At 63.8% G+C, this 18549-nt stretch carries 19 protein-coding genes; 8 read left to right on the top strand and 11 right to left on the bottom strand.

The genetic code is table 11. From position 1 onward, the window contains the following. The first annotated feature begins 5 nt into the window (after window positions 1-5). The 6 genes from DCO48_RS21565 (at window position 6) to DCO48_RS21540 (ending at window position 3663) form a co-directional block, all read left to right on the top strand. Window positions 6-422 (top strand): hypothetical protein, encoded by a 417-nt coding sequence (locus tag DCO48_RS21565; RefSeq protein WP_116552635.1) that lies wholly within the window; start codon window positions 6-8, stop codon window positions 420-422. A gap of 100 nt (window positions 423-522) precedes the next feature. Next, entirely contained in the window at window positions 523-933 is a 411-nt protein-coding gene (locus DCO48_RS21560; protein ID WP_116552634.1) for a GFA family protein, read from the top strand. 195 nt (window positions 934-1128) lie between these two features. Continuing rightward, complete coding sequence (locus DCO48_RS21555; protein WP_116552633.1) at window positions 1129-1467, top strand: FKBP-type peptidyl-prolyl cis-trans isomerase; 339 nt, start codon at window positions 1129-1131, stop codon at window positions 1465-1467. A gap of 112 nt (window positions 1468-1579) precedes the next feature. Beyond that, a complete protein-coding gene (locus DCO48_RS21550; RefSeq protein ID WP_116552654.1) occupies window positions 1580-2185 on the top strand; it encodes a hypothetical protein in 606 nt (201 codons plus the stop codon). Window positions 2186-2199: 14 nt separating this feature from the next. Next, window positions 2200-2793 (top strand): hypothetical protein, encoded by a 594-nt coding sequence (locus DCO48_RS21545; RefSeq protein ID WP_256584143.1) that lies wholly within the window; start codon window positions 2200-2202, stop codon window positions 2791-2793. Window positions 2794-3000: 207 nt separating this feature from the next. After that, complete coding sequence (locus tag DCO48_RS21540; RefSeq protein ID WP_116552631.1) at window positions 3001-3663, top strand: histidine phosphatase family protein; 663 nt, start codon at window positions 3001-3003, stop codon at window positions 3661-3663. A gap of 7 nt (window positions 3664-3670) precedes the next feature. Here DCO48_RS21540 and DCO48_RS21535 read toward each other — a convergent pair whose 3' ends face one another. From DCO48_RS21535 to DCO48_RS21515, 5 genes are all read right to left on the bottom strand, one after another. Then, window positions 3671-5059, bottom strand: a complete 1389-nt coding sequence (locus DCO48_RS21535) for an MFS transporter (protein ID WP_116552630.1) — start codon at window positions 5057-5059, stop codon at window positions 3671-3673. Continuing rightward, window positions 5056-6006 carry a hypothetical protein gene (locus DCO48_RS21530; RefSeq protein ID WP_133247630.1) on the bottom strand — a complete coding sequence of 317 codons (951 nt, stop codon included), beginning with the start codon at window positions 6004-6006 and terminating at the stop codon, window positions 5056-5058. Before DCO48_RS21530 ends, DCO48_RS21535 begins: the two co-directional genes overlap by 4 nt. A gap of 2 nt (window positions 6007-6008) precedes the next feature. Continuing rightward, a complete protein-coding gene (locus tag DCO48_RS21525) occupies window positions 6009-7145 on the bottom strand; it encodes a hypothetical protein (protein WP_116552628.1) in 1137 nt (378 codons plus the stop codon). Window positions 7146-7181: 36 nt separating this feature from the next. After that, on the bottom strand, window positions 7182-8612 hold the full coding sequence (locus tag DCO48_RS21520; protein WP_116552627.1) for a bifunctional 2-methylcitrate dehydratase/aconitate hydratase: 1431 nt from the start codon (window positions 8610-8612) through the stop codon (window positions 7182-7184). Window positions 8613-8783: 171 nt separating this feature from the next. Further along, complete coding sequence (locus tag DCO48_RS21515; protein WP_116552626.1) at window positions 8784-9221, bottom strand: Lrp/AsnC family transcriptional regulator; 438 nt, start codon at window positions 9219-9221, stop codon at window positions 8784-8786. A 131-nt stretch (window positions 9222-9352) separates the two neighbouring features. On the opposite strand from DCO48_RS21515, the gene DCO48_RS21510 reads away from it, so the two are divergent. Both DCO48_RS21510 and DCO48_RS21505 read left to right on the top strand, forming a co-directional pair. Then, on the top strand, window positions 9353-10261 hold the full coding sequence (locus DCO48_RS21510; RefSeq protein WP_116552625.1) for a DMT family transporter: 909 nt from the start codon (window positions 9353-9355) through the stop codon (window positions 10259-10261). An 81-nt stretch (window positions 10262-10342) separates the two neighbouring features. Then, on the top strand, window positions 10343-11266 hold the full coding sequence (locus DCO48_RS21505; RefSeq protein WP_116552624.1) for a class I SAM-dependent methyltransferase: 924 nt from the start codon (window positions 10343-10345) through the stop codon (window positions 11264-11266). Window positions 11267-11318: 52 nt separating this feature from the next. On the opposite strand, the gene DCO48_RS21500 is transcribed toward DCO48_RS21505, so the two are convergent. The 6 genes from DCO48_RS21500 to DCO48_RS21475 form a co-directional block, all read right to left on the bottom strand. Beyond that, entirely contained in the window at window positions 11319-12773 is a 1455-nt protein-coding gene (locus DCO48_RS21500) for a PepSY domain-containing protein (RefSeq protein WP_116552623.1), read from the bottom strand. 46 nt (window positions 12774-12819) lie between these two features. After that, the gene (locus DCO48_RS21495) at window positions 12820-14988 is read right to left on the bottom strand and encodes a TonB-dependent siderophore receptor (RefSeq protein ID WP_116552622.1); all 2169 of its coding nucleotides are present in this window, start codon (window positions 14986-14988) and stop codon (window positions 12820-12822) included. 99 nt (window positions 14989-15087) lie between these two features. Then, a complete protein-coding gene (locus tag DCO48_RS21490; protein WP_116552621.1) occupies window positions 15088-15477 on the bottom strand; it encodes a DUF2946 domain-containing protein in 390 nt (129 codons plus the stop codon). Between the two features lie 111 nt (window positions 15478-15588). Further along, on the bottom strand, window positions 15589-16587 hold the full coding sequence (locus DCO48_RS21485) for a sulfate ABC transporter substrate-binding protein (RefSeq protein ID WP_116552620.1): 999 nt from the start codon (window positions 16585-16587) through the stop codon (window positions 15589-15591). Between the two features lie 93 nt (window positions 16588-16680). Further along, complete coding sequence (locus DCO48_RS21480; RefSeq protein WP_116552619.1) at window positions 16681-17505, bottom strand: ion transporter; 825 nt, start codon at window positions 17503-17505, stop codon at window positions 16681-16683. Window positions 17506-17549: 44 nt separating this feature from the next. Beyond that, window positions 17550-18437 carry an urea transporter gene (locus tag DCO48_RS21475; protein ID WP_116552618.1) on the bottom strand — a complete coding sequence of 296 codons (888 nt, stop codon included), beginning with the start codon at window positions 18435-18437 and terminating at the stop codon, window positions 17550-17552. Window positions 18438-18549 lie beyond the last annotated feature (112 nt).

Here is an 18549-nt window from a genome sequence, read left to right as displayed (position 1 = left end):
CCCTTATGAACAGCATCGCCCGCCTTGCCCTGATCTCCCTTGTCGTCGGGCTGAGTGCGTGTACGGTGCATCGTCCGGCGGAGCAACCGGCGCCGCCGATCGACACGCGGCCGCCGGGCGGCCCGCTGACCAAGCCGGCGCCCAGGCCCGGCAGTGTGCCAAGCAAGCCGGTCATCACCCCGGCGCCCAAGCCGATGCCGCGCACTTCCGCCAGTTTCGCCCCGCCACCGGGGGGCGCCAGCCACTGGGACCCACGCCTGGGCGTGTACGTGCTGGAGGGGCAGAGCAACACCTTCTACCGGCAACGCACCTACTACCGCTGGAACAACGGCTGGAGCTGGTCGACCAACGTGCAGGGTCCCTGGCAGGCAACCGACAGCAGCGGCGTGCCGGGCGGCCTGGGCCGGGCGTTTGCGCAGTAGCTGCAGCTTGAGGTGTTTTTTGCCGCGGAGCCGCTGCCGTCCGGTTGCCTGAGCTGGGCTAGACTGCCTGCCTACCTTTCCCCAGCAAGGAGCCCCTTCGATGTCTACCAGCCAGGAAAAACAGGGCAGTTGCCTGTGCGGCGCTATCCAGCTCAGCATCATCCTCGATGACAACAGTGTCGCTGCCTGTCACTGCGGCATGTGCCGCCAGTGGGCCGGTGGGCCGACGCTGATGGTGCACAGCGCGCACCCGGTGCGGATCACTGCCGGTACGCCGCGGCTGTTCAGTTCTTCCGATTGGGCCGAGCGGGCCTTCTGCGAGCAGTGTGGGACGCACCTCTATTACCGGCTCAAGCAGGGTGGTTTCGAGTCGGTGTCGGTGGGGGTGCTGGAGGGCGACGATTGGGACTTCAATCTGCAGGTGTATGTGGATTCCAGGCCCGGCTTCTATTGTTTTGCCAACAAGACCAAGGAGATGACCGGCGCCGAGGTGGAGGCGATGTTCAGCTGACGGCGTGCAGGGTGCTGTTGATCTACCTGCTACGTTGGGGCATTTGCCAACGTCGGCCGCGCTGAGGGCAGAGCTGCCGCCAGCCAAGCCAGCGAAACCGGATAAGCCGCCAAAATCCCAAAGTAGCGCTGGCATGGCCAGCGCCTAGCGGTTTAAATTCTCCAGCCCATTCAAGCCAGGAACAGCAGCTCCCCAATGACCTCCGAACTCCAGATCACCGACCTCCACCTGGGCACCGGCAAAACCGTGCTCAAGGGTGCCTTGATCACCACCCAATACAACGGCTGGCTCGAAGACGGTAGCGAATTCGACTCCTCCTGGTCGCGCGGCAAACCGTTCCAGTGTGTCATCGGCACCGGCCGCGTGATCAAGGGGTGGGACCAGGGCCTGATGGGCATGCAGGTTGGCGGCAAGCGCGAACTTCGCGTCCCCGCGCACCTCGCCTATGGCGAACGCAGCATGGGCAAAATTCCCCCCAACGCCAACCTGCGTTTCGAGATCGAACTCCTCGAAGTCCTCACCCGCGACGACTGAAAAATCTCCCCACGACTGCAAGGAAGCAGGTCGAACATTTTTCACTAAAGGCTAAACGCCACTAGCCGATAAATGATCACCGTACTCCTCTGAATAAGGACATTCCCCTGTGTTGCGTACTTTCGCCTTGCTCCTGGCTGCCTTGAGCCTGACCGGCTGTATCTCATTCACCCCGCAAGGCCCGATCGGTCTACCGGAAAATGTCGCCGACAACACCATCGGCCATGGCGCGCAGATCGCCGACGTCGCGGTCACCGCACCGAACCTCAAGGACGACGTGCGCCTGAACGTCAGCCGCCAGCTCACCGAGCAGATCACCCGCTATGTCGAACACGGCGAATACTTCCAGAAACTGGTGGTGTTCCCGACCAAGCTCGACGAGCAGGACGTGGTGCTCAAGTTCACCTTCAGCTCGCTCAAGGGCAAGCGTACCCCGCACCCGGGCTACTTCCCCGGCGCACTGCTGACCCTGACCATGTGGATCTGGGTCAACGGCCCGATCTACGTCGACACCTACGACCTGGCCGGCGAGCTGGTGGTCGAAGACCGCAGCGGCAAGCGCCTGGCCCAGGTCAACGACCAGATCAAGTTGGACAAGAACATCGGCCTGTTCGATGGCGAGTACGTCGCCGTCAACCTCGGTACCGCCGAGCTGCGCCAACTGGTCAGCCAACTGCTTACCCGTGCCACCCAGACGCCGCAGGTCGCGGCCAAATGAAAGGACTCGTCTCCATGCGTAACTTGCTCGCCATCGCCCTGCTGGCGCTGAGCACCTCCCTGACCGGATGCATCAGCTACTCGCAAAAGCAACTGGCCCCGGTCGAAGCCTGGCCGCCGCTGGCCGCCTCGCAACCGCAGGCCCCGGCGGCCAAGCAAACCGCCTATGTGCGCCTGAACTCGATCTACCAGTTCAACGGTGAACAACGTGCCGGCGGCCCGAACCTGACCCACTTCGAAAAAACCGTGGTGGAAAGCTTCCAGCAGAGCGAACGCTTCTCGCGGGTGACCAGCGAGAAGGAAGAGTCTGACGTCTATGCCTACACCACGCTGAAGAACAACGAGCAGGGCAACCTGTTCGCGGCGGTCATCACCGGCGCCACCCTCTACGTGATCCCGTCGACCTTCGATAACACCCTGACCCTGGAAACCACCTTCAAGGACCGCGACGGCAAGCTGATCGGCAAGGTCACCAAGAGCGAAACCATCACCACCTGGATGCAGGTGCTGTTCATCTTCGCCGTGCCGTTCAACGCCAAGGGCGAAGATGTGATCCGCAACCTGTCGCAGAGCACCGTGGAAGAGGCGATCAAGCGCAAGCTGATCTGAGTGCCGTCTTAATTCGGCAATATCCCGGCGGTACAGTCCCTTGGGCTCAGGGACGAAACATCACGGATGAACCAAACGGCTTCGCGACACTCCTATGAAGCCCGTTTCCAGGATGGAACGACAGACAGGGATTGCCCCGCAGCTACGGCTGCGGGGCAGCACAGGCGGGTCAGCCGCAACCCTATTTGCCGTAAGAGCCCATCACCCATGAAATTGCCCGCGCTGTTTCGCCGCCGTCGCCACGCGCTGATGGCCCTTGCCCTGAGCGGCGTCGCCACACCGCTGACCTTACAGGTGGTGGAAAGCCATGACCGTCCAGCCGACGGCACCCAGACCCTGGTATTCCTGCGCCATGCCGAAAAGCCCGGCGAAGGCCTCGGCCAGCTCAACTGTCAGGGTCTGAACCGCGCCATCGACCTGGCCAATCTTTTGCCGCAAAAGTTCGGCAAGGCCGACTATGTGTTCGCCGCCAACCCGTCGCGTCACGTCGAGGAGGGCAGCCAGGACGACGCCTACAGCTACATCCGCCCGCTGATGACCATCAGCCCCAGCGCGATCAAGCTCGGCCTGCCGGTGAACATCGACTTCGCCGCCAACGACACCGCCGATCTGGCCAACGAACTGCTGCAGGACAAGTACCGCAACGCCACGGTCTACACCGCCTGGTCCCATGGCTACCTGCCGGAGCTGATCAACACCGTGGCCGGCAAGGCACTGGGCGAGAAGCGGGTGATCACCGACGACTGGGACGGCCAGGACTTCGACTCGCTGTATGTGCTGACCCTGACCTGGCACGATGGCAAGGCCAGCCTGCTCAGCCGCAATTACAAGCAAGGCTTGAATGGTGGCGACCAGGCTTGCCCGACCTGATGGCGCGCTAGCGCGCCACCCGCAGCAGGCTGGCCAGGCTCGCCAGCAGCGCAATCAGGCAGGCGCCGCCAAACACCACCTGCACAAACACCGCCGACTGCTGAAACTGGCTATAGGCGCTGAAAGCCATCAGGCTCAGTGCCATCAGCGCCGCGCCGGTCGACTGCCCAAGCGTGCGCGCCGTGGAGAGAATGCCCGAGGCCGTGGTACTGCGCTCCTTGCGCACGTTGCCGAGCAGCTCCTTGTTGTTCGGCGGCAGGAAGAAGCCGTATCCCACGCCGCACAAACCCACCCGCCAGGCGATGCTCCAGGTATCTGCCGCCAGGGGCATCAACGCCAGCGCTCCCAGCCCGGCGGCAAGCACCAGCACACCGATGGACGCCAGCAGCGCCGCATTCATCGTGCTGCACAGCCGGCCGGCCAACGGCGCACAGATCACCACTGCCAAGGGCCAGGTGGTAAACACCAGGGCCGCATGCATCACGCTGTGGCCATAGGTGTTCTGCAGGACGAACGGCAGCGCGACCATCGCCAGCCCCTGTGCGACAAACACGCATGTTGAAGCGCTCACGGCGAGGTTGAAGCGGCGCGAGGCGAAGATATCCAGCGGCACCAAGGGAAACGGCGCACGCTGTTGCCGATGGACAAAGCCCCAGAAGCACAGCCCGATGAAGGCAAACAGCAGCAGCGCCTGCCCTCCGCTCAGGCTGGCCAACCGCTCGACGCCCAGGACCAGCAGGCATATACCCAGCGCCGACAGTGCGGCGCCGGGGCCGTCGAAGCCGCTGGCGCCGGGGTGCTCCTGCGGGACTGCCTTGCAGGCACAGACCAGCGCCAGCAGACCAAACGGCAAGTTGATCAGGAACAGCCATGGCCAGCCCAGGTAGGTAACGATCAGCCCGCCCAGGCCCGGCCCGGCCGCCGTACCGAACGACACGATCAACGCATTCAGGCCCAGCACCATGCCCAGCGCGCTAGCCGGGAAGATGCTGCGATACAGGCTCAGGCCGATGCTGATCATCGCCGCATAGGCCACACCCTGGGCGACACGCATGAGCACCAGCCATTCGAAGCTGCCGGCCAGGGCGCAGCCCAGCGAGGTGAGGGTGAACAGCGCCAGCCCGCCCGTGAACACCGCGCGTTGACCCAGTACGTTACCCAGCGCCGCGAAGATCAGCATGCAGGCAGCACTGGCAACCAGATAGCCGTTGGCCACCCAGATCACCGCGCCGGTATCGACGTCAAGTTCACGGGCGATGCTCGGCAGCGCGAGGTTGACGATGGCGCTGTCCAGCGACGCCATCAGTATGCCGATCATCACCGCTGCCGCCGCCAGGTGGCGCTGTGGTGCGGGCAGCCCGTCAGTGTCGCCTGGCGGGGCGTCGAGTGCGCTCATGGTTTGCTGGCGCCGAGCAGGCTCAGGCAACCCAGGGCCAGTACTTGCTGAACGTTGGCCTGGCTCGCGGCAGGGTCGGCGGCGGGTTCGGCATTCAGGCGGATGCTTCTGAGGAAGCAGTACACGGTCAACGCATACAGCCGTCGTCGGTCCTCATCCGCCACCCAGGCATGTAGCCCGGCAAGGCTGCGCAGCTCGGGTATACCATCGAGCAGTTGCTGATGCTCGGCTTGCGCCAGGCGATAGTGGCTGGCGCCTGCGTCGCGCTGGACGAGCACACTGCCGCGGCCCTCGGTGGCAATCTCGTGCCAGAACGAAAAGGCAAAGCGGGCCAGGCCGAACAGCGGGTCCAGGCCCTTGAGCGAATCGTCCGGGTCGATGAAGAAGATCTGTCCGCTGGGCTCATGTTGCAGGACGTTGCCAAAGTGGAAGTTCAGGTGCGCCGCCTGCACCGAGCTGAAGCGCTCGCTGTTGGCGAAACGGCAGGCGCGCCGGTAGTGGTCGGCGAAGCTGTGTTCGAAGCGCAGCCCGTTGAAGGTCGGATGCTCCGCGAGCAGGCCGTGCAGTGGCTGTACCTGCTGCCATTCCAGCTCCAGCCAGCCGCGCAGGTCGAGGGGCACCTCGGGGGCCTGCGCCTGTTCGCGGGCGATGGCCTGTTTGATCTGCTCCAGTGCCTGCTGTAGCGCCAGACGCTTGAGCGGCAGCGGCCGGTTGGGGTCGAAGACGATGCTCGACAGGCTGGCACCGGATTTTTTTTCCAGGGTATAGAAAGTCCGCCCATCGATGCTGCCTTCATGGTTCACCGGAACCATCTGCTGCGGATGCACATGACACAGGCGCTTGATCTGCAGCACCTCACGGGCGAGCTTTTCGCTGGTGGCTGGCGCCCTGGCCATTTTCATCACCAGACCTGCCTCAAGGATGTCCACGCTATGCGATTTCGACATGCTCAGACCCCCGCGAACACAGGCAGTGGCTGGCCGCTGGCGATAGCCTGCAGGGTGCGCAGAACCAGTGCGGAGTAACCCAGGGTATTGCTGACGTAGCCCTGCAGAATGATTTCCGTAAGGCCCTGGCGTGCCAGGTGAGCAGGGCGCTGCAGCAGCAGGTGGGCATCGTCCAGCAGCAAGGTGGCGCAGCGCGCGCTGGCGCTGAAGGCGCGGCTGCCCAGCGGCACATCGGTGCCTGCCACCACCGCCGGGTGGCGCCGGTTGACCGCGGTGCTGGCGGCGATGATGTCCTGTTTGCTCAGCAAACCCTGGTCGGCAACCACGAAGCGGTTGATTTGATAACCCGGTGCCTGCACGGCCGCACGCAACGACACGGTGTTGAGCAGATCGGCCCAAGGCAGCACCTTGCGCCGGCTCTGTACGATCTGCGAGAAACTCGGGCGCAGGTTGTTGCGCGCATCCTGCATCCGCCCTTCGAACGACCGCGTGCCGAGTACGCCGTTGGGCGTGTCGGGGTGAACGATGTCGGTCTGGATCGACAGGACTGCCCTGGCGCTGCGGGCCTTCATTGCCAGGGCTTCGAGTACCACACGCAGCGAGGCGTGCATGCCATTGGTCTGGCACGAACCGAGACAGTACAGGCCGCGTTCGATGACCTGGTTGTCCAGGCTCGGCAGTTGTGGCGCCTCCAGCCCGGCCAGGCAGCCATAGATGCTGTTGGCCGAATCGGCTTCGGCGACCCCGACCACCACGGCGGCGAGTTCACCGATGGCCTTCGCCACCGGGCTGTCCGGGAGGATATCGGCCTTGGCGGTGGCGATGATGGCCAAGTCGAAACGCCCTGGCAGCATCAGTTGGCGCTCGGCCGGGTTGGCAAAAATGAAGTCGACCGGGCGCTGATCGATGCACAGGCGTGTCGGCGACACCACGGTCAGCCGTTCCAGCGCCGCCGGTTGTGCGAGGGCTAGTTTGGCAACGATACCGTGGATGGCCGTCAGGTGCGGATAGTGTTTATCCAGCGGCGGTGGGTTAGTGATCACCGTGGAAATAGTGAACTGATCAACTTCGGGTGTATTCAGTAACAGCAAGTTTGCGCCAATTTCTGCGCCACAGCCGACGAGCAGACATTGTTTCATGTTTTTAGTCCTGCGTATGAATGCGAATTACGGGGGTCAGATCAAGGCGCTCATGAACGCGTGCACCGGCAATGTTTCAAGTCGGGCGGCGTCGCCGATCAAATTTTCGAGGGCCAGAATACGTTCCGGCTGATAATGCTCGGCGGCATTGCGGCGGAACTTTTCCAGTAAAAGTGGAAAGCACTCTGCACGGCGTAGCCGATGCCCGAGCGGGTATTCCAGGGTGGCTTCCAGGGCTGGGGTAGTTCCACGGAAGTGAATTTTCAGGCGGTTGCCAATCGAGCGCTTATCTTCGGCGTAATAATTTGCGGTGAACGTCGGGCACTCTTCGCAGTGCATCTTGCGCCGCAGTTCTTCCACCTGCGCATTGTCAGCCATGGGGGCTTCGAAGTCGGCCGACGTCAGGTCGCCCGTCAGTAGGGCCACTGCCACCATGTATTGCAGGCAGTGGTCGCGGTCGGCCGGGTTGTTCAGGTGGCCGCGCTTGTTGATGATTTGCATGGCTGGTTTTTGCGTGTGAATCTGGATGCGCTCGATAGCGTCGATGCCGATGCCCTGGGCGCGCATCTGCGCATGCAGACCGATGGCGGCTTCGACTGCCGTCTGGGCATGGTATTCAGCCGGGTTGGGCACCTTGAACAGGATATTGTTGATCACATACTCGCCCAGCACTCGGCTCATGCTCAGTGCCTGGCCGCGGAACAGTGCATCGTTGAAGCCCCATTTGCTGGCGCTGAGGGCACTGGGATAGCCCATTTCCCCGGCGCGGCTGAACAGCGCCAGTTGTACGCCACGGGCACTGGCATCGCCGGCTGCCCAAGATTTACGGGTGCCGGCGTTGGGCGCGTGACGGTAAGTGCGCAGTGCGTGACCGTCGATAAACGCATTGGACACGGCATTCAGCGCCTGCTCGTGCTCAAGGCCCATCAGGTAGCTGGCGGCCGCCGCAGAGACCACCTTGACGAAGATCACGTGGTCGATGCCCAGGGCGTTGAAGCAGTTTTCCAGGCACAGTACGCCGTGCACTTCGTAACTGCGGATCATCACCTCGAGCACGTCGCCCATGTGCAGTTCGGCCAGGCCCTGGCGCTGTTGCTCGCGGGACATCCAGTCGGCGACCGCGAGAATGGCGCCGAGGTTGTCGGAAGGATGCCCCCATTCCTGGGCCAGCCAGGTGTCGTTGAATTCCAGCCAGCGGATCAGGGTACCGATATGGAACGCCGCCTCGACCGGGGCTAGAACCGTGCGGGTGCCGGGGATACGGGCACCGTTGTTATAGTTTTGGCTGAAGGTTGTGGCGTTAAGCAAGTTGCAGCAGGATGGATTGCCCAGTGCCGCGAGGGCGCAACCGATTGAATCAAGAAGTGCATAGCGGGCCATTGTGCGGGCACCATCGGAACTTCGTCGTGGTGTGTAAATGTGCTCAACTATCTTTTGAATCAGTGAGTCGAATTCGCGAGTGTCCATGGTGTGCTCTTGCCAGAGTAAAAAGTATGCCGTTGGTGCCGGCATACAATAGCTATTGGCTGCACTCTTGAAGATAAGACGAGCTACTTTTGAAACGGTAAGGCGCTGGTTAAAGTGCGCGTGATGTTGTGGTAACTGTTGTGCGAATTTTCCTGTGGGTTTTAATTGGCATTAATTCATTGGGGGCAGGCGGCGCTTGACCGGAGTCTTCTTGACGATGGCGGTGTTGGTTTCGGCATGGCTGTTGAGTCTGTCGAGGAGGGTGTCGAGTTGCTCCATCGAGCGCACGTGCAGGCGGGCGATGAAGCAGTCGTCGCCGGTGACCTTGTCGCATTCGGTGAACTCGGGGATGGCGACGATCTGCCGTTCCACTTCCTGTAGTTGTCCCGGCAACGGCCGGATGCGCACGATGGCCTGTAACTGGTAGCCGAAGCAGCGCGGGTCGATCACCACGGTGTAGCCCTTGAGCACGCCGCGTTCCTCCAGCCGGCGCAGGCGCTCGCTGACGCTGGGCGAGGACAGCCCGCTGAGCTGGGCCAGGGCCTTGAGCGACAGACGCGAGTCGTCCATCAAGGCCTGGATCAGGATCTGGTCGATGTCATCGGTCACTGCAATCTCCTGAGGCACTTTGCGCAAGTAGCCTTGATAAAAAAGGTTATTCGTCAGTCTAGCCTTTTTTATCCGCTGGAGCGGGGCCGGCGACGCTTGGCATACTTTACCCATCGTCAAGGAGGTGGAAGATGGACAGTTCATTACGCCGTGGGTCACTGGAAATGGTTGCCGCGATGCTGATTTCCGGGACCATCGGCTGGTTCGTACTGGTCTCCGGGCAACCGGTGCTCGATGTGGTGTTCTGGCGTTGCGTGTTTGGTGCCGGTACCTTGTTGCTGATCTGCGCCGCCATGGGCTTTCTCAAACCTGGCATCCTCACCCGCACCACCTTCGCCCTGGCCGTGCTCAGTGGCGTGGCCATCGTCGGCAACTGGGTGTTGCTGTTCGCCTCCTACTCACGGGCTTCGATCGCCATCGGCACCGCGGTGTACAACGTCCAGCCGTTCATGCTGGTGGGCCTGGCGGCGTTGTTTCTCGGCGAGAAGATCACCGTGCCGAAGCTGTTCTGGTTGGCGCTGTCGTTCCTCGGCATGCTGGCCATCGTCAGCGCCCATGGCAGCGACGCGGGCAGCGCTAACCGCGACGACTACCTGGTCGGCATTGCCCTGGCGCTGGGTGCAGCGTTTCTCTATGCGGTGGCTGCGCTGATCATCAAGCGCCTGAGCGGCACGCCGCCGCACCTGATCGCGCTGATCCAGGTGAGCACCGGGATCCTCCTGCTGGCGCCGTGGGCCAACACCCATGGCCTGCCGGCTAGCGGCAGCGAACTGGCCAGCCTGGTCACGTTGGGCATCGTCCACACCGGGGTGATGTACGTGCTGCTGTATGGCGCGATCCAGAAACTGCCGACCGCATTGACCGGCGCGTTGTCGTTCATCTACCCGATTGCGGCGATCTTCGTCGACTGGTTCGCCTTTGGCCATCAGCTGGGGCTGTTGCAATGGCTGGGGGTGGCGGCGATCCTGCTGGCGGCCGCCGGCATGCAGCAGGGCTGGTGGTTCAAACCAGCCGCCACTTCGGCGGCGCGAGGCCAGTGAGCTGAGTGGGATTGCCACGGCATGCACGGATCCCGGGGCGGACGCGCTAGAATATGCCGCTTTGCCCCTGCGACCGTTGCCATGACCCCTGAAATCGCTACATTGCATGCCCACCTGGTGGGTGCCCTGAGCCCAGCTCCTGCCGAGACCCGCCGGGTATTCCATGGCCGTGGGCGCTGCTGGCCGGGGTTGGAGCAGATCACCGTGGACTGGTTGCAAGGCGTGCTGCTGGTGTCGTTGTTCCGCGAGCCGCCGGACGGACAACTGGCCGCTCTGGAGCAGATGCTGCGGGATTTGGCCGCGGCTGCCGAGTGGCCGCGGGCATCGATCCTGATCCAGCATCGCTACCTGCCGGAGAGCCCGGGCCAATGGTTGCTCGGCGAGCCATGCGAGCAGCGGGTGATCGACGAAGACGGTTTGCGCTATCAGCTGGACCTGGGGATTAAGCAGAACACTGGGTTGTTCCTCGACATGCGGTATGGCCGGCGCTGGGTGCGCGAGCAGGCGCCGGGCAAGCGCGTGCTGAACCTGTTTGCCTACACCTGTGGTTTTTCGGTGGCGGCCATTGCCGGCGGTGCGGAGCAGGTGGTGAACCTGGACATGGCACGTTCAGCGTTGAGCCGCGGTCGCGACAACCACCGCTTGAACGGGCATGACCTGGGGCGCGTGGGCTTCCTCGGGCATGAGCTGTTCAAGTCGTGGGGCAAGGTGCGCAAGTCGGGTCCGTACGACCTGGTGATCATCGATCCGCCGACGTTCCAGAAGGGCAGCTTTGTGCTGACCCAGGATTATCAGAAGATCCTGCGACGCTTGCCGGAGTTGCTCGCTGAGGGGGGGACGGTGCTGGCCTGTGTGAACGACCCGGCGATTGGGCCGGACTTTTTGATCGAGGGCATGGCCGAGCATGCACCGGGGTTGGTGTTTGTGCAGCGGCTGGAGAACCCGCCGGAGTTTCCTGACCGCGATGTGGCGGGTGGGTTGAAGGCGTTGGTGTTCAAAGGCTGACGATTTCAGGCTGTCTGGCTCCGCTTTTGTAGACGCTGGAGCGGCGTTCGTTCTAGCGCAAGCGCCGCCAGCCCAGCACCACGCCACTCACACTGATCAACAAGCCGCCCAGGCTCAAGCCGATCATCCAGGCATCCCACAGCGGCCGGCGTTCCAGCAGCGGTAGCCAGTCCCAACTGTGCAGCAAGGCAAACAACCAGCGCGACGCCCGGCGTGGCCGGTCCAGCACCCCGAGCACTTCCCCGGTATACAGGTCCAGGTGCAGCCAGCTCTGCTGGGCGTCGTCGAACTTCACCCGTAGCATCGGCAAACGCTTGTCCAGGTGCCCGAGCATGCTCTGCTCGGCCCGTGCGTAGTAGTAGAAGTCATACCCCTCCAGCAGCTCGCCGACCCCACCCGGATGCACCGCTGCCGCAGCCTGTTCCAGCACCTCGCGCGGCAAGCGATTCAGCACCGCGCCATCTGCCATCGACAGCAGGCGCGTGCCGCCAGCGCCATCGAAGCCGACCACATAGCCGGCGCCGCCGACCAACCGCCACTCCAGCTCACGCGCCCTGAACCCCTGGGCGGCAAAGCGCTCCAGTACCTGCGCGGCTGACAACGGGAACGCTGCGGGTGCCAACGCACCACCCTGATACGCCGCCACCTTCAACGGTGTCGCCGAGCCGAACAGCTGCCACGGGTTCATCGACATCAAGCCGCTGAAGATCCAGGTGATCGCCAGCCCACCAAACAGCAAGCCGCCCAGATGATGCCAGCGGGCAAAGCCGCGATACGGCGTGCGCGAGCCGCTGCGATACGGCTGGCGAAAGCGCCAGCGCAACACGCCGATCACCGCGCCCAGCAGCGCCATCAGCGTCGCGGCCAGCGACAGGTAGATCACCAGGTTGCTCCACAGCCGGTCCAGGCCGAGTCCGCGCAGCGGATACAGCCAGTGCAGCCAGGCACCCACATAGTTCCAGCCACGCTCCAGCGCCGTGGCGTCGCGCACCACTTCGCCGGTCTGCCCGGAGATGTACAGCAAGGTATTCGCCGCATCGTCCAGCTCGACCCGTTGCAGCGGTCGGTCGGCATCCAGCGCCCGCGAGTGGCTCCAGAGGTCTTCCTGCACCAGCCCGCGATAGCTCAGCGGCGTTGCTGGCGCGTACTGCTGGGCACTGGCCAGGGCTTGCGCACGGTCGCTCGGCGCCAGCTTCTGCCCGCTGAGTGCACTGACCGCCACGTTCTCGCGGCCGGCATAGCTGAACAGGTAGCGCGGCTCGCCAGCCACCGTGCTGAGGCGGATCCGCGTTGGCGTGCGCTGGCTGTCGGCCGCCTGCATGGCCGCCGCCAGCGCCACGCAGCAGGGCTGCGCGCTCAGCGGCGGCAGGTGCGCGAGGTGCTCGCGCGGGGTGAGTTTCGGGTAGCCGACATACAGCATCACCATCCCGGAGAAGAACCACAGCGCCATGAACAGGCACAGGGCAATCCCCAGCCAGCGATGCCACAGGTACAGGTAACGCTTCATCGCACAACTCCTCGCAAGCCGGGGCCCCTGGCCCCGGCCCGATCCGTCAGAAGCGGGTCTGCACCGCCAGTTCCAGGGTTCGCGGCGCGCCGAGGTAGAGCATGCTGGAGGAGGTCCAGCGGGCGTACACCTCGTCGGTCAGGTTGCGCACCCGCGCGGTAATGCGCGTGTCGTCATCCACCTTGTAGCCGACGAAAGCGCCGAACACCGTGTACGACGGCGCATAGCGGGTGTTCGCTGCGTCGGCATACACCGACGACACGTAGCGACTGTCGGCGCCGATCTGCCAGCTCGGGTCGATGTCGTAGGTCAGCCACAGGTTGGCGACGCGCTCGGGAATGTTGGTCGGGGTGTTGCCCTTGCGCGACACGCTGCGCCCGCCGACGTTCTCGTTGAACTCGTCGTACTGTGCGTCGACATAGGCAACGTTGCCCTCGGCCAGCAACTGCGGCGTCACCCGCAACGAGGCCGCGACTTCCACCCCGCGTGACGACTGCTTGCCCACCGGCTGGGTTACGCCGGGGTTGCCCGGATCGGCGGTGGCGAGGTTCTTGCGCTCGATCTGGTAGGCGGCGATGGTTGCCGAGCCAAGGCCGTCGAGGAAGTCGAACTTGCTGCCGACTTCGATCTGCTTGCCGGTGCTCAGGTCGAAGTTGCGCACTGTGGCAAAGCTGGCAGTGCTGAGGATGCCCGCGGGCGGGTCGGCGGCGGTGCTGTACTGCACGTAGACGTTGGCCGCCGGGGTCAGCGCGTAGACCAGGCCGATGCGCCCGGTGGTCGGCTCGTAGCTGCGCTTGAAGTCCAGCGGATTGTTGGCATCGACCGTGCGGTAGTTGTGCACGTCGAGGTCGATGCTGTCATGGCGCAGGCCGCTCAGCAGCGACAGCCGGTCGCTCAGTTGCAGGCGGTTCTCGACGAACGCCGCCCAGGTATTCACGGTGTTCTGGCGGTTCTTGTCATAGCCGGGAACCATGCCGTTCAGGTCATAGAAATGACCCGGTGCGAAGTTGGCCGGGTCAACGCTGTCGAACACCTTGTTGATTGAGCGCGGGTAGGTCATCTGCACGTTGTGGCTGTAATCCAGCCCGCTCGACCACTGGCTGCGCCGGCCGAACAGCTGGCCCTCGTGCAGCAGTTCCAGGCGGTTACCGTTGAGCTCCTGGTCGTGGCGTTGCAGCAGCGCGCCGGAGCGGTTCACATGGCTGTTGTCGGCGCTGTAGGCGTAGGTTTCGAGGTTACGGAAGTTACGCTCGGTGTTGTAGTGATAGAGCGTGTTGCGCAGGGACGTGGCATCGTCGAAGCGGTACTCGGTGATCGAGCGCAGCCAGCGCACGCGCTGCTCGTAGCGGCCATCCTCGACGTTGTAGTTCTCGAAGCGTCGGCTTTCGTCGACCTTCATTTCGCCGCCCAGCGGGTTGAGTACCGGCGTGCCCCAGTAGGGGCTGTCGACCACCTCGTTCTGGTACTCCACGGCCAGGGTGTGCGAGAGCTGGTCGTTGATGTCGGTGAGCAGCGAGAAGGCCACGGTCCAGGCGTCGCGCTGTTCGCGGTCGGCGTAGCCGTTGCTGCGGGTGTGGCTGAAGTCCAGGCGCGCGTAGTTGCGCACGCCGTCGCCATCGTTCAGCGCGTGGTTGAAGCCGAAGGCGGTTTCGCTAGTGTCGTAGGAGCCGTAGCTGAGGCGACCTTCGTTGAATTCCTCGTCGCGGCTGGCCAGCTTGGTGATGTAGTTGATCGAGCCGCCGACGGCGCCGGCGCCGAACAGGAAGCTCGACGGCCCACCGATGGCCTCGACGCGGTCGTAGATCCAGCTGTCGACCGGGCGCGCGGCAATCGAGTCGTACTGCACGCTGATGCCGTTGAACAGCTGGGTGATCTGCGCCCCGGAAAAGCCCCGGTAGGCCACCGAACCGGCCGAGCCGGGCGGCGACGCGGCGGTCATGCCGGGCACCCCGGCCAGGGCGTCCTGGGTATTCTTCGCGCCGCGTTGCTCCAGCTGGCGGTGATTGACGATGCTGATCGAGGCGGGGGTTTCCCGGGGTGTCAGGCCCAGCCGCGAGCCGGTTTGCGAAGGGGTGTCGAGCAGCACGCCGTCCTGCTTGTCCTCGACATCGGTGATCTGCACCTCGGGCAGGGTCACGGCATGGTCGGCCAGGGCGTTGAACGAGAGCGCGCAGAGCAGGGCCGCGCAGCCGGGGGTACGGAAAGTGTGGGTCATGGAGCGAACTCTGGAAGTGAGCCAGCGGCCCGCCGCAGCTGTCACGCAGCTGCGGCACGATGGGCCGGTTTCGGGCAGCCGCAGGCGCGGCCGGGGCGGTCAGACCAGAGTGGGGGAGGCGCGCGGGTTGGCCGAGGGCCAGCAATAGCGCGGCGGGGCCTTGCTGCGCAGTTCGCGCGCATAGCGGCGCGGGCGGCCGACGGCGAGCAGCCAGCCGATCACCAGCGTCAGGGCCAGGCAGACCACGGCGGCGGCACATACCGGGCAGGTTTGCAGGCTATCCCAGCCGGCGACGCCCTGATCGCTGTAGTCGTTTTTCAGGGTCGGCCCGGGGTTGCCCATGGCCGAGCAGAAGCCGCCGCCGATGCCGTTGAGTTTCAGGCCCATCATCTGCCCATGGCCCAAACCGCAGGCGAACAGATTGAACAGGACGCAGAAATAGAGCGTCCAGGCAATCAGCGGGCGGTGAGTGGCGGCAGGGGATATCATGGCGGCGACTTTAGCACTGAATCCCCTGTGGCCAGAAGCCTGTCAGGCCTTAGAAGTTGCCCGCGGTCGTCTTCAGTTTCTGTGAAACTGTGTCTGACGAATCCCTAGCCTTTACTGGCCGGTATAGATCTGGTCGAACACACCACCGTCGTTGAAGTGGGTCTTCTGCACGCTGCGCCAGTCACCGAAGGTCTTCTCGACCGAGAGGAAGTCCACTTTCGGGAAGCGGTCGGTGTACTTGGCCAGCACCTGCGCATCGCGCGGACGCAGGTAGTTGTTCGCCGCAATTTCCTGCGCTTCAGGCGACCACAGGTACTTCAGGTACTCGTCGGCCGCCGCCCGGGTGCCTTTCTTGTCGACCACTTTATCCACCACGCTCACCGGCGGCTCAGCCTCGGCCGACACACTCGGGTAGATCACTTCGAACTGATCGCGACCAAACTCGCGGGCAATCATCTCCGCTTCGTTCTCGAAGGTCACCAGCACGTCGCCAATCTGGTTGGTCATGAACGTGGTGGTCGCCGCCCGGCCACCGGTATCCAGCACCGGCGCCTGCTTGAACAGCTTGCCGACAAAGTCCCTGGCCTTGTTTTCGTCGCCACCGTTCTTCAGCACATAACCCCAGGCCGACAGGTAGGTGTAGCGGCCGTTACCCGACGTCTTCGGGTTTGGCACGATGACTTGCACGCCATCCTTGAGCAGATCCGGCCAGTCCTTCAGTGCTTTCGGGTTGCCCTTGCGCACGATGAACACGGTGGCCGACGTGAACGGTGCACTGTTGTTCGGCAGACGGGTCACCCAGTTGTCCGGCACCAGCTTGCCGTTGTCCGCCAGGGCATTGATGTCAGTGGCCATGTTCATGGTGATGACATCCGCCGGCAGGCCATCGATCACCGAACGCGCTTGCTTGCTCGAACCGCCGAAAGACATCTGCACCGCGATCTTCTCTTTGTGCTCGGCCTCCCAGTGTTTCTGGAACGCTGCGTTGTAATCCTTGTAGAAGTCGCGCATCACGTCGTAGGAAACGTTAAGCAGGGTCGGCGCGGCTTGGGCCAGGTTGCCCAGGGCCAGGCCGGCGGCGAGAAGCGAGGCACTGAAGAGTTTTTTCACTGCGCATTCCTTGTTGTCGTCAGGGTTGAAGGCATTATGCCAGCGACTATAGCCGCTGGCCTTTAGTCGTAAAAAGATTAAAAAGTGCTTTGCTTATTCGATTTTCTTGAACAACGCATTGCCGCAGCGCGAACAGAACGCCGCGCCATGCTCATGGCTGTTCTTGCGGCAGGTCGGGCAGTCGTGCTGCAACTGTTCGCCGCGCAGCGCGTTGGCCAGTTCTGCGGTGAAAATCCCAGTGGGCACGGCGATGATCGAGTAACCGGTGATCATCACCAGCGAGCTGAGCACCTGGCCCAGCGGGGTTTTCGGGACGATGTCGCCAAAGCCCACGGTGGTCAGGGTGACGATGGCCCAGTAGATGCCCTTGGGAATGCTGGTGAAGCCGTGCTCGGGGCCTTCGATCACGTACATCAGGGTGCCGAACACGGTAACCAGGGTCGACACACTGAGCAGGAACACGATGATCTTCTGCTTGCTGCCGCGCAGCGCCGCCATCAGGTAGTTGGCCTGCTTGAGGTACGGGCTGAGCTTGAGCACGCGGAAGATCCGCAGCATGCGGATCACCCGGATGATCAGCAGGTACTGCGCGTCGCTGTAGTAGAGGGCGATGATCCCCGGCACGATCGCCAGCAGGTCGACCAGCCCGTAGAAGCTGAAGGCGTAGCGCAGCGGTTTCGGCGAGCAGTACAGGCGCGTCAGGTATTCCACCAGGAACACCGCAGTGAAGCCCCACTCGATGATCGCCAGCAGGCCGGCGTAGCGCTGGTGCACGTCGTCGATGCTGTCGAGGATCACCGTCACCAGGCTGGCAAAGATGATCAGCAGGAGGATGCTGTCGAAGCGCCGGCCGGCAACCGTGTCGCTTTGAAAGACGATAACGTAGAGCCGGTCGCGCCAGCTCGAAGGGGTATCCATGCTCAACTCCATTTCACGATGGCGCTGAGCCTAGGGGTACCGCCTCAGCTGTGCAAGCGGTCGGCACGCCGACCTAGGGGTTGACGCAGCGCGCGTTGGCCGATCTGCAGCAGCCAGCAGGCCAGGATGAACGGTGCGGTCAGGCCCGGCACCGGCAGTTGTGCCAGCAACGGTTGCAGGGCAATCGCCAGGCTGATCGCCAGCAGCGGTAGCCAGGGTTGCCGGCGCGTCTGGCTGAAGGCCAGCGCCGCCAGTGCGGCGTTGAAACCGTACAGCCCGGCGTAGGCTGCGCTCGCTTCGCCGCCGATCAGCGCCACGCTGCCGCCGATGGCCGCGCCGAGCAGCGCCCAGGCCGCCGCGTAGCGGTTGGCCAGGAGCAGGCCGATGGCGATCAGCAGGCCAGCCAGTGGGTTATCCAGCAGGAAGATCTGCCCCAGGCCACGGGCCAGGGCATACAGCGCGTTGTGTTCGAGCGGTGCGGCGCTGCTGGCGCCCGGTTCGCCGACCAGCAGCACCGCCCAACCGATCAGCACGAACGGCGCGGTAAACGCCGAAAGTACCTGCTGCGGGCCGGAACGCTTGAGCCACTGGTGCACGAGCATGCTGCTCAGGCCGCCAGCGGCGATGATCAGCGGTGGCAGGATGGCCGACCAGGGCAGGGCATGGCTGAGCAGCAGGCCGATCAGTACGCCGTTGTAGCTGTACAGCCCGGCCTGGCGGTCGACGCGGTTGTAGCCGCGGCGCTGCGCAGTGAGTAACCCGGCGAGTGCGCCGAGCAGCGCGCCGCCGATCAGCTCGGGGGCACTGAAAAGGATCGCCAGCAGGCAGAACAGGCCGCACAGCGGGTTACGCTGCAGCAGCACCTGGCTGAAGCCGTTGAGCAAGGCCGTTGCCCAGTCTGGGCAAGGGTTGACGAAATTTTTGGTGTACATGGGGGCAGTCTGGTGGGTGGCGTGGGGCGCCTCTTTGGGCTGTTGGTCCCACATGGAATTTTGGGGGTAGCCATCGCGGGACGAGCCCGCTCCCACAGCAACGCACAGGGCT

This window comes from Pseudomonas sp. SDI, from assembly GCF_003105155.1.
Lineage (GTDB): Bacteria > Pseudomonadota > Gammaproteobacteria > Pseudomonadales > Pseudomonadaceae > Aquipseudomonas.
The sequence above is the reverse complement of the archived record's forward strand: the minus strand, read 5'-3'. Positions and strand labels throughout refer to the sequence as shown.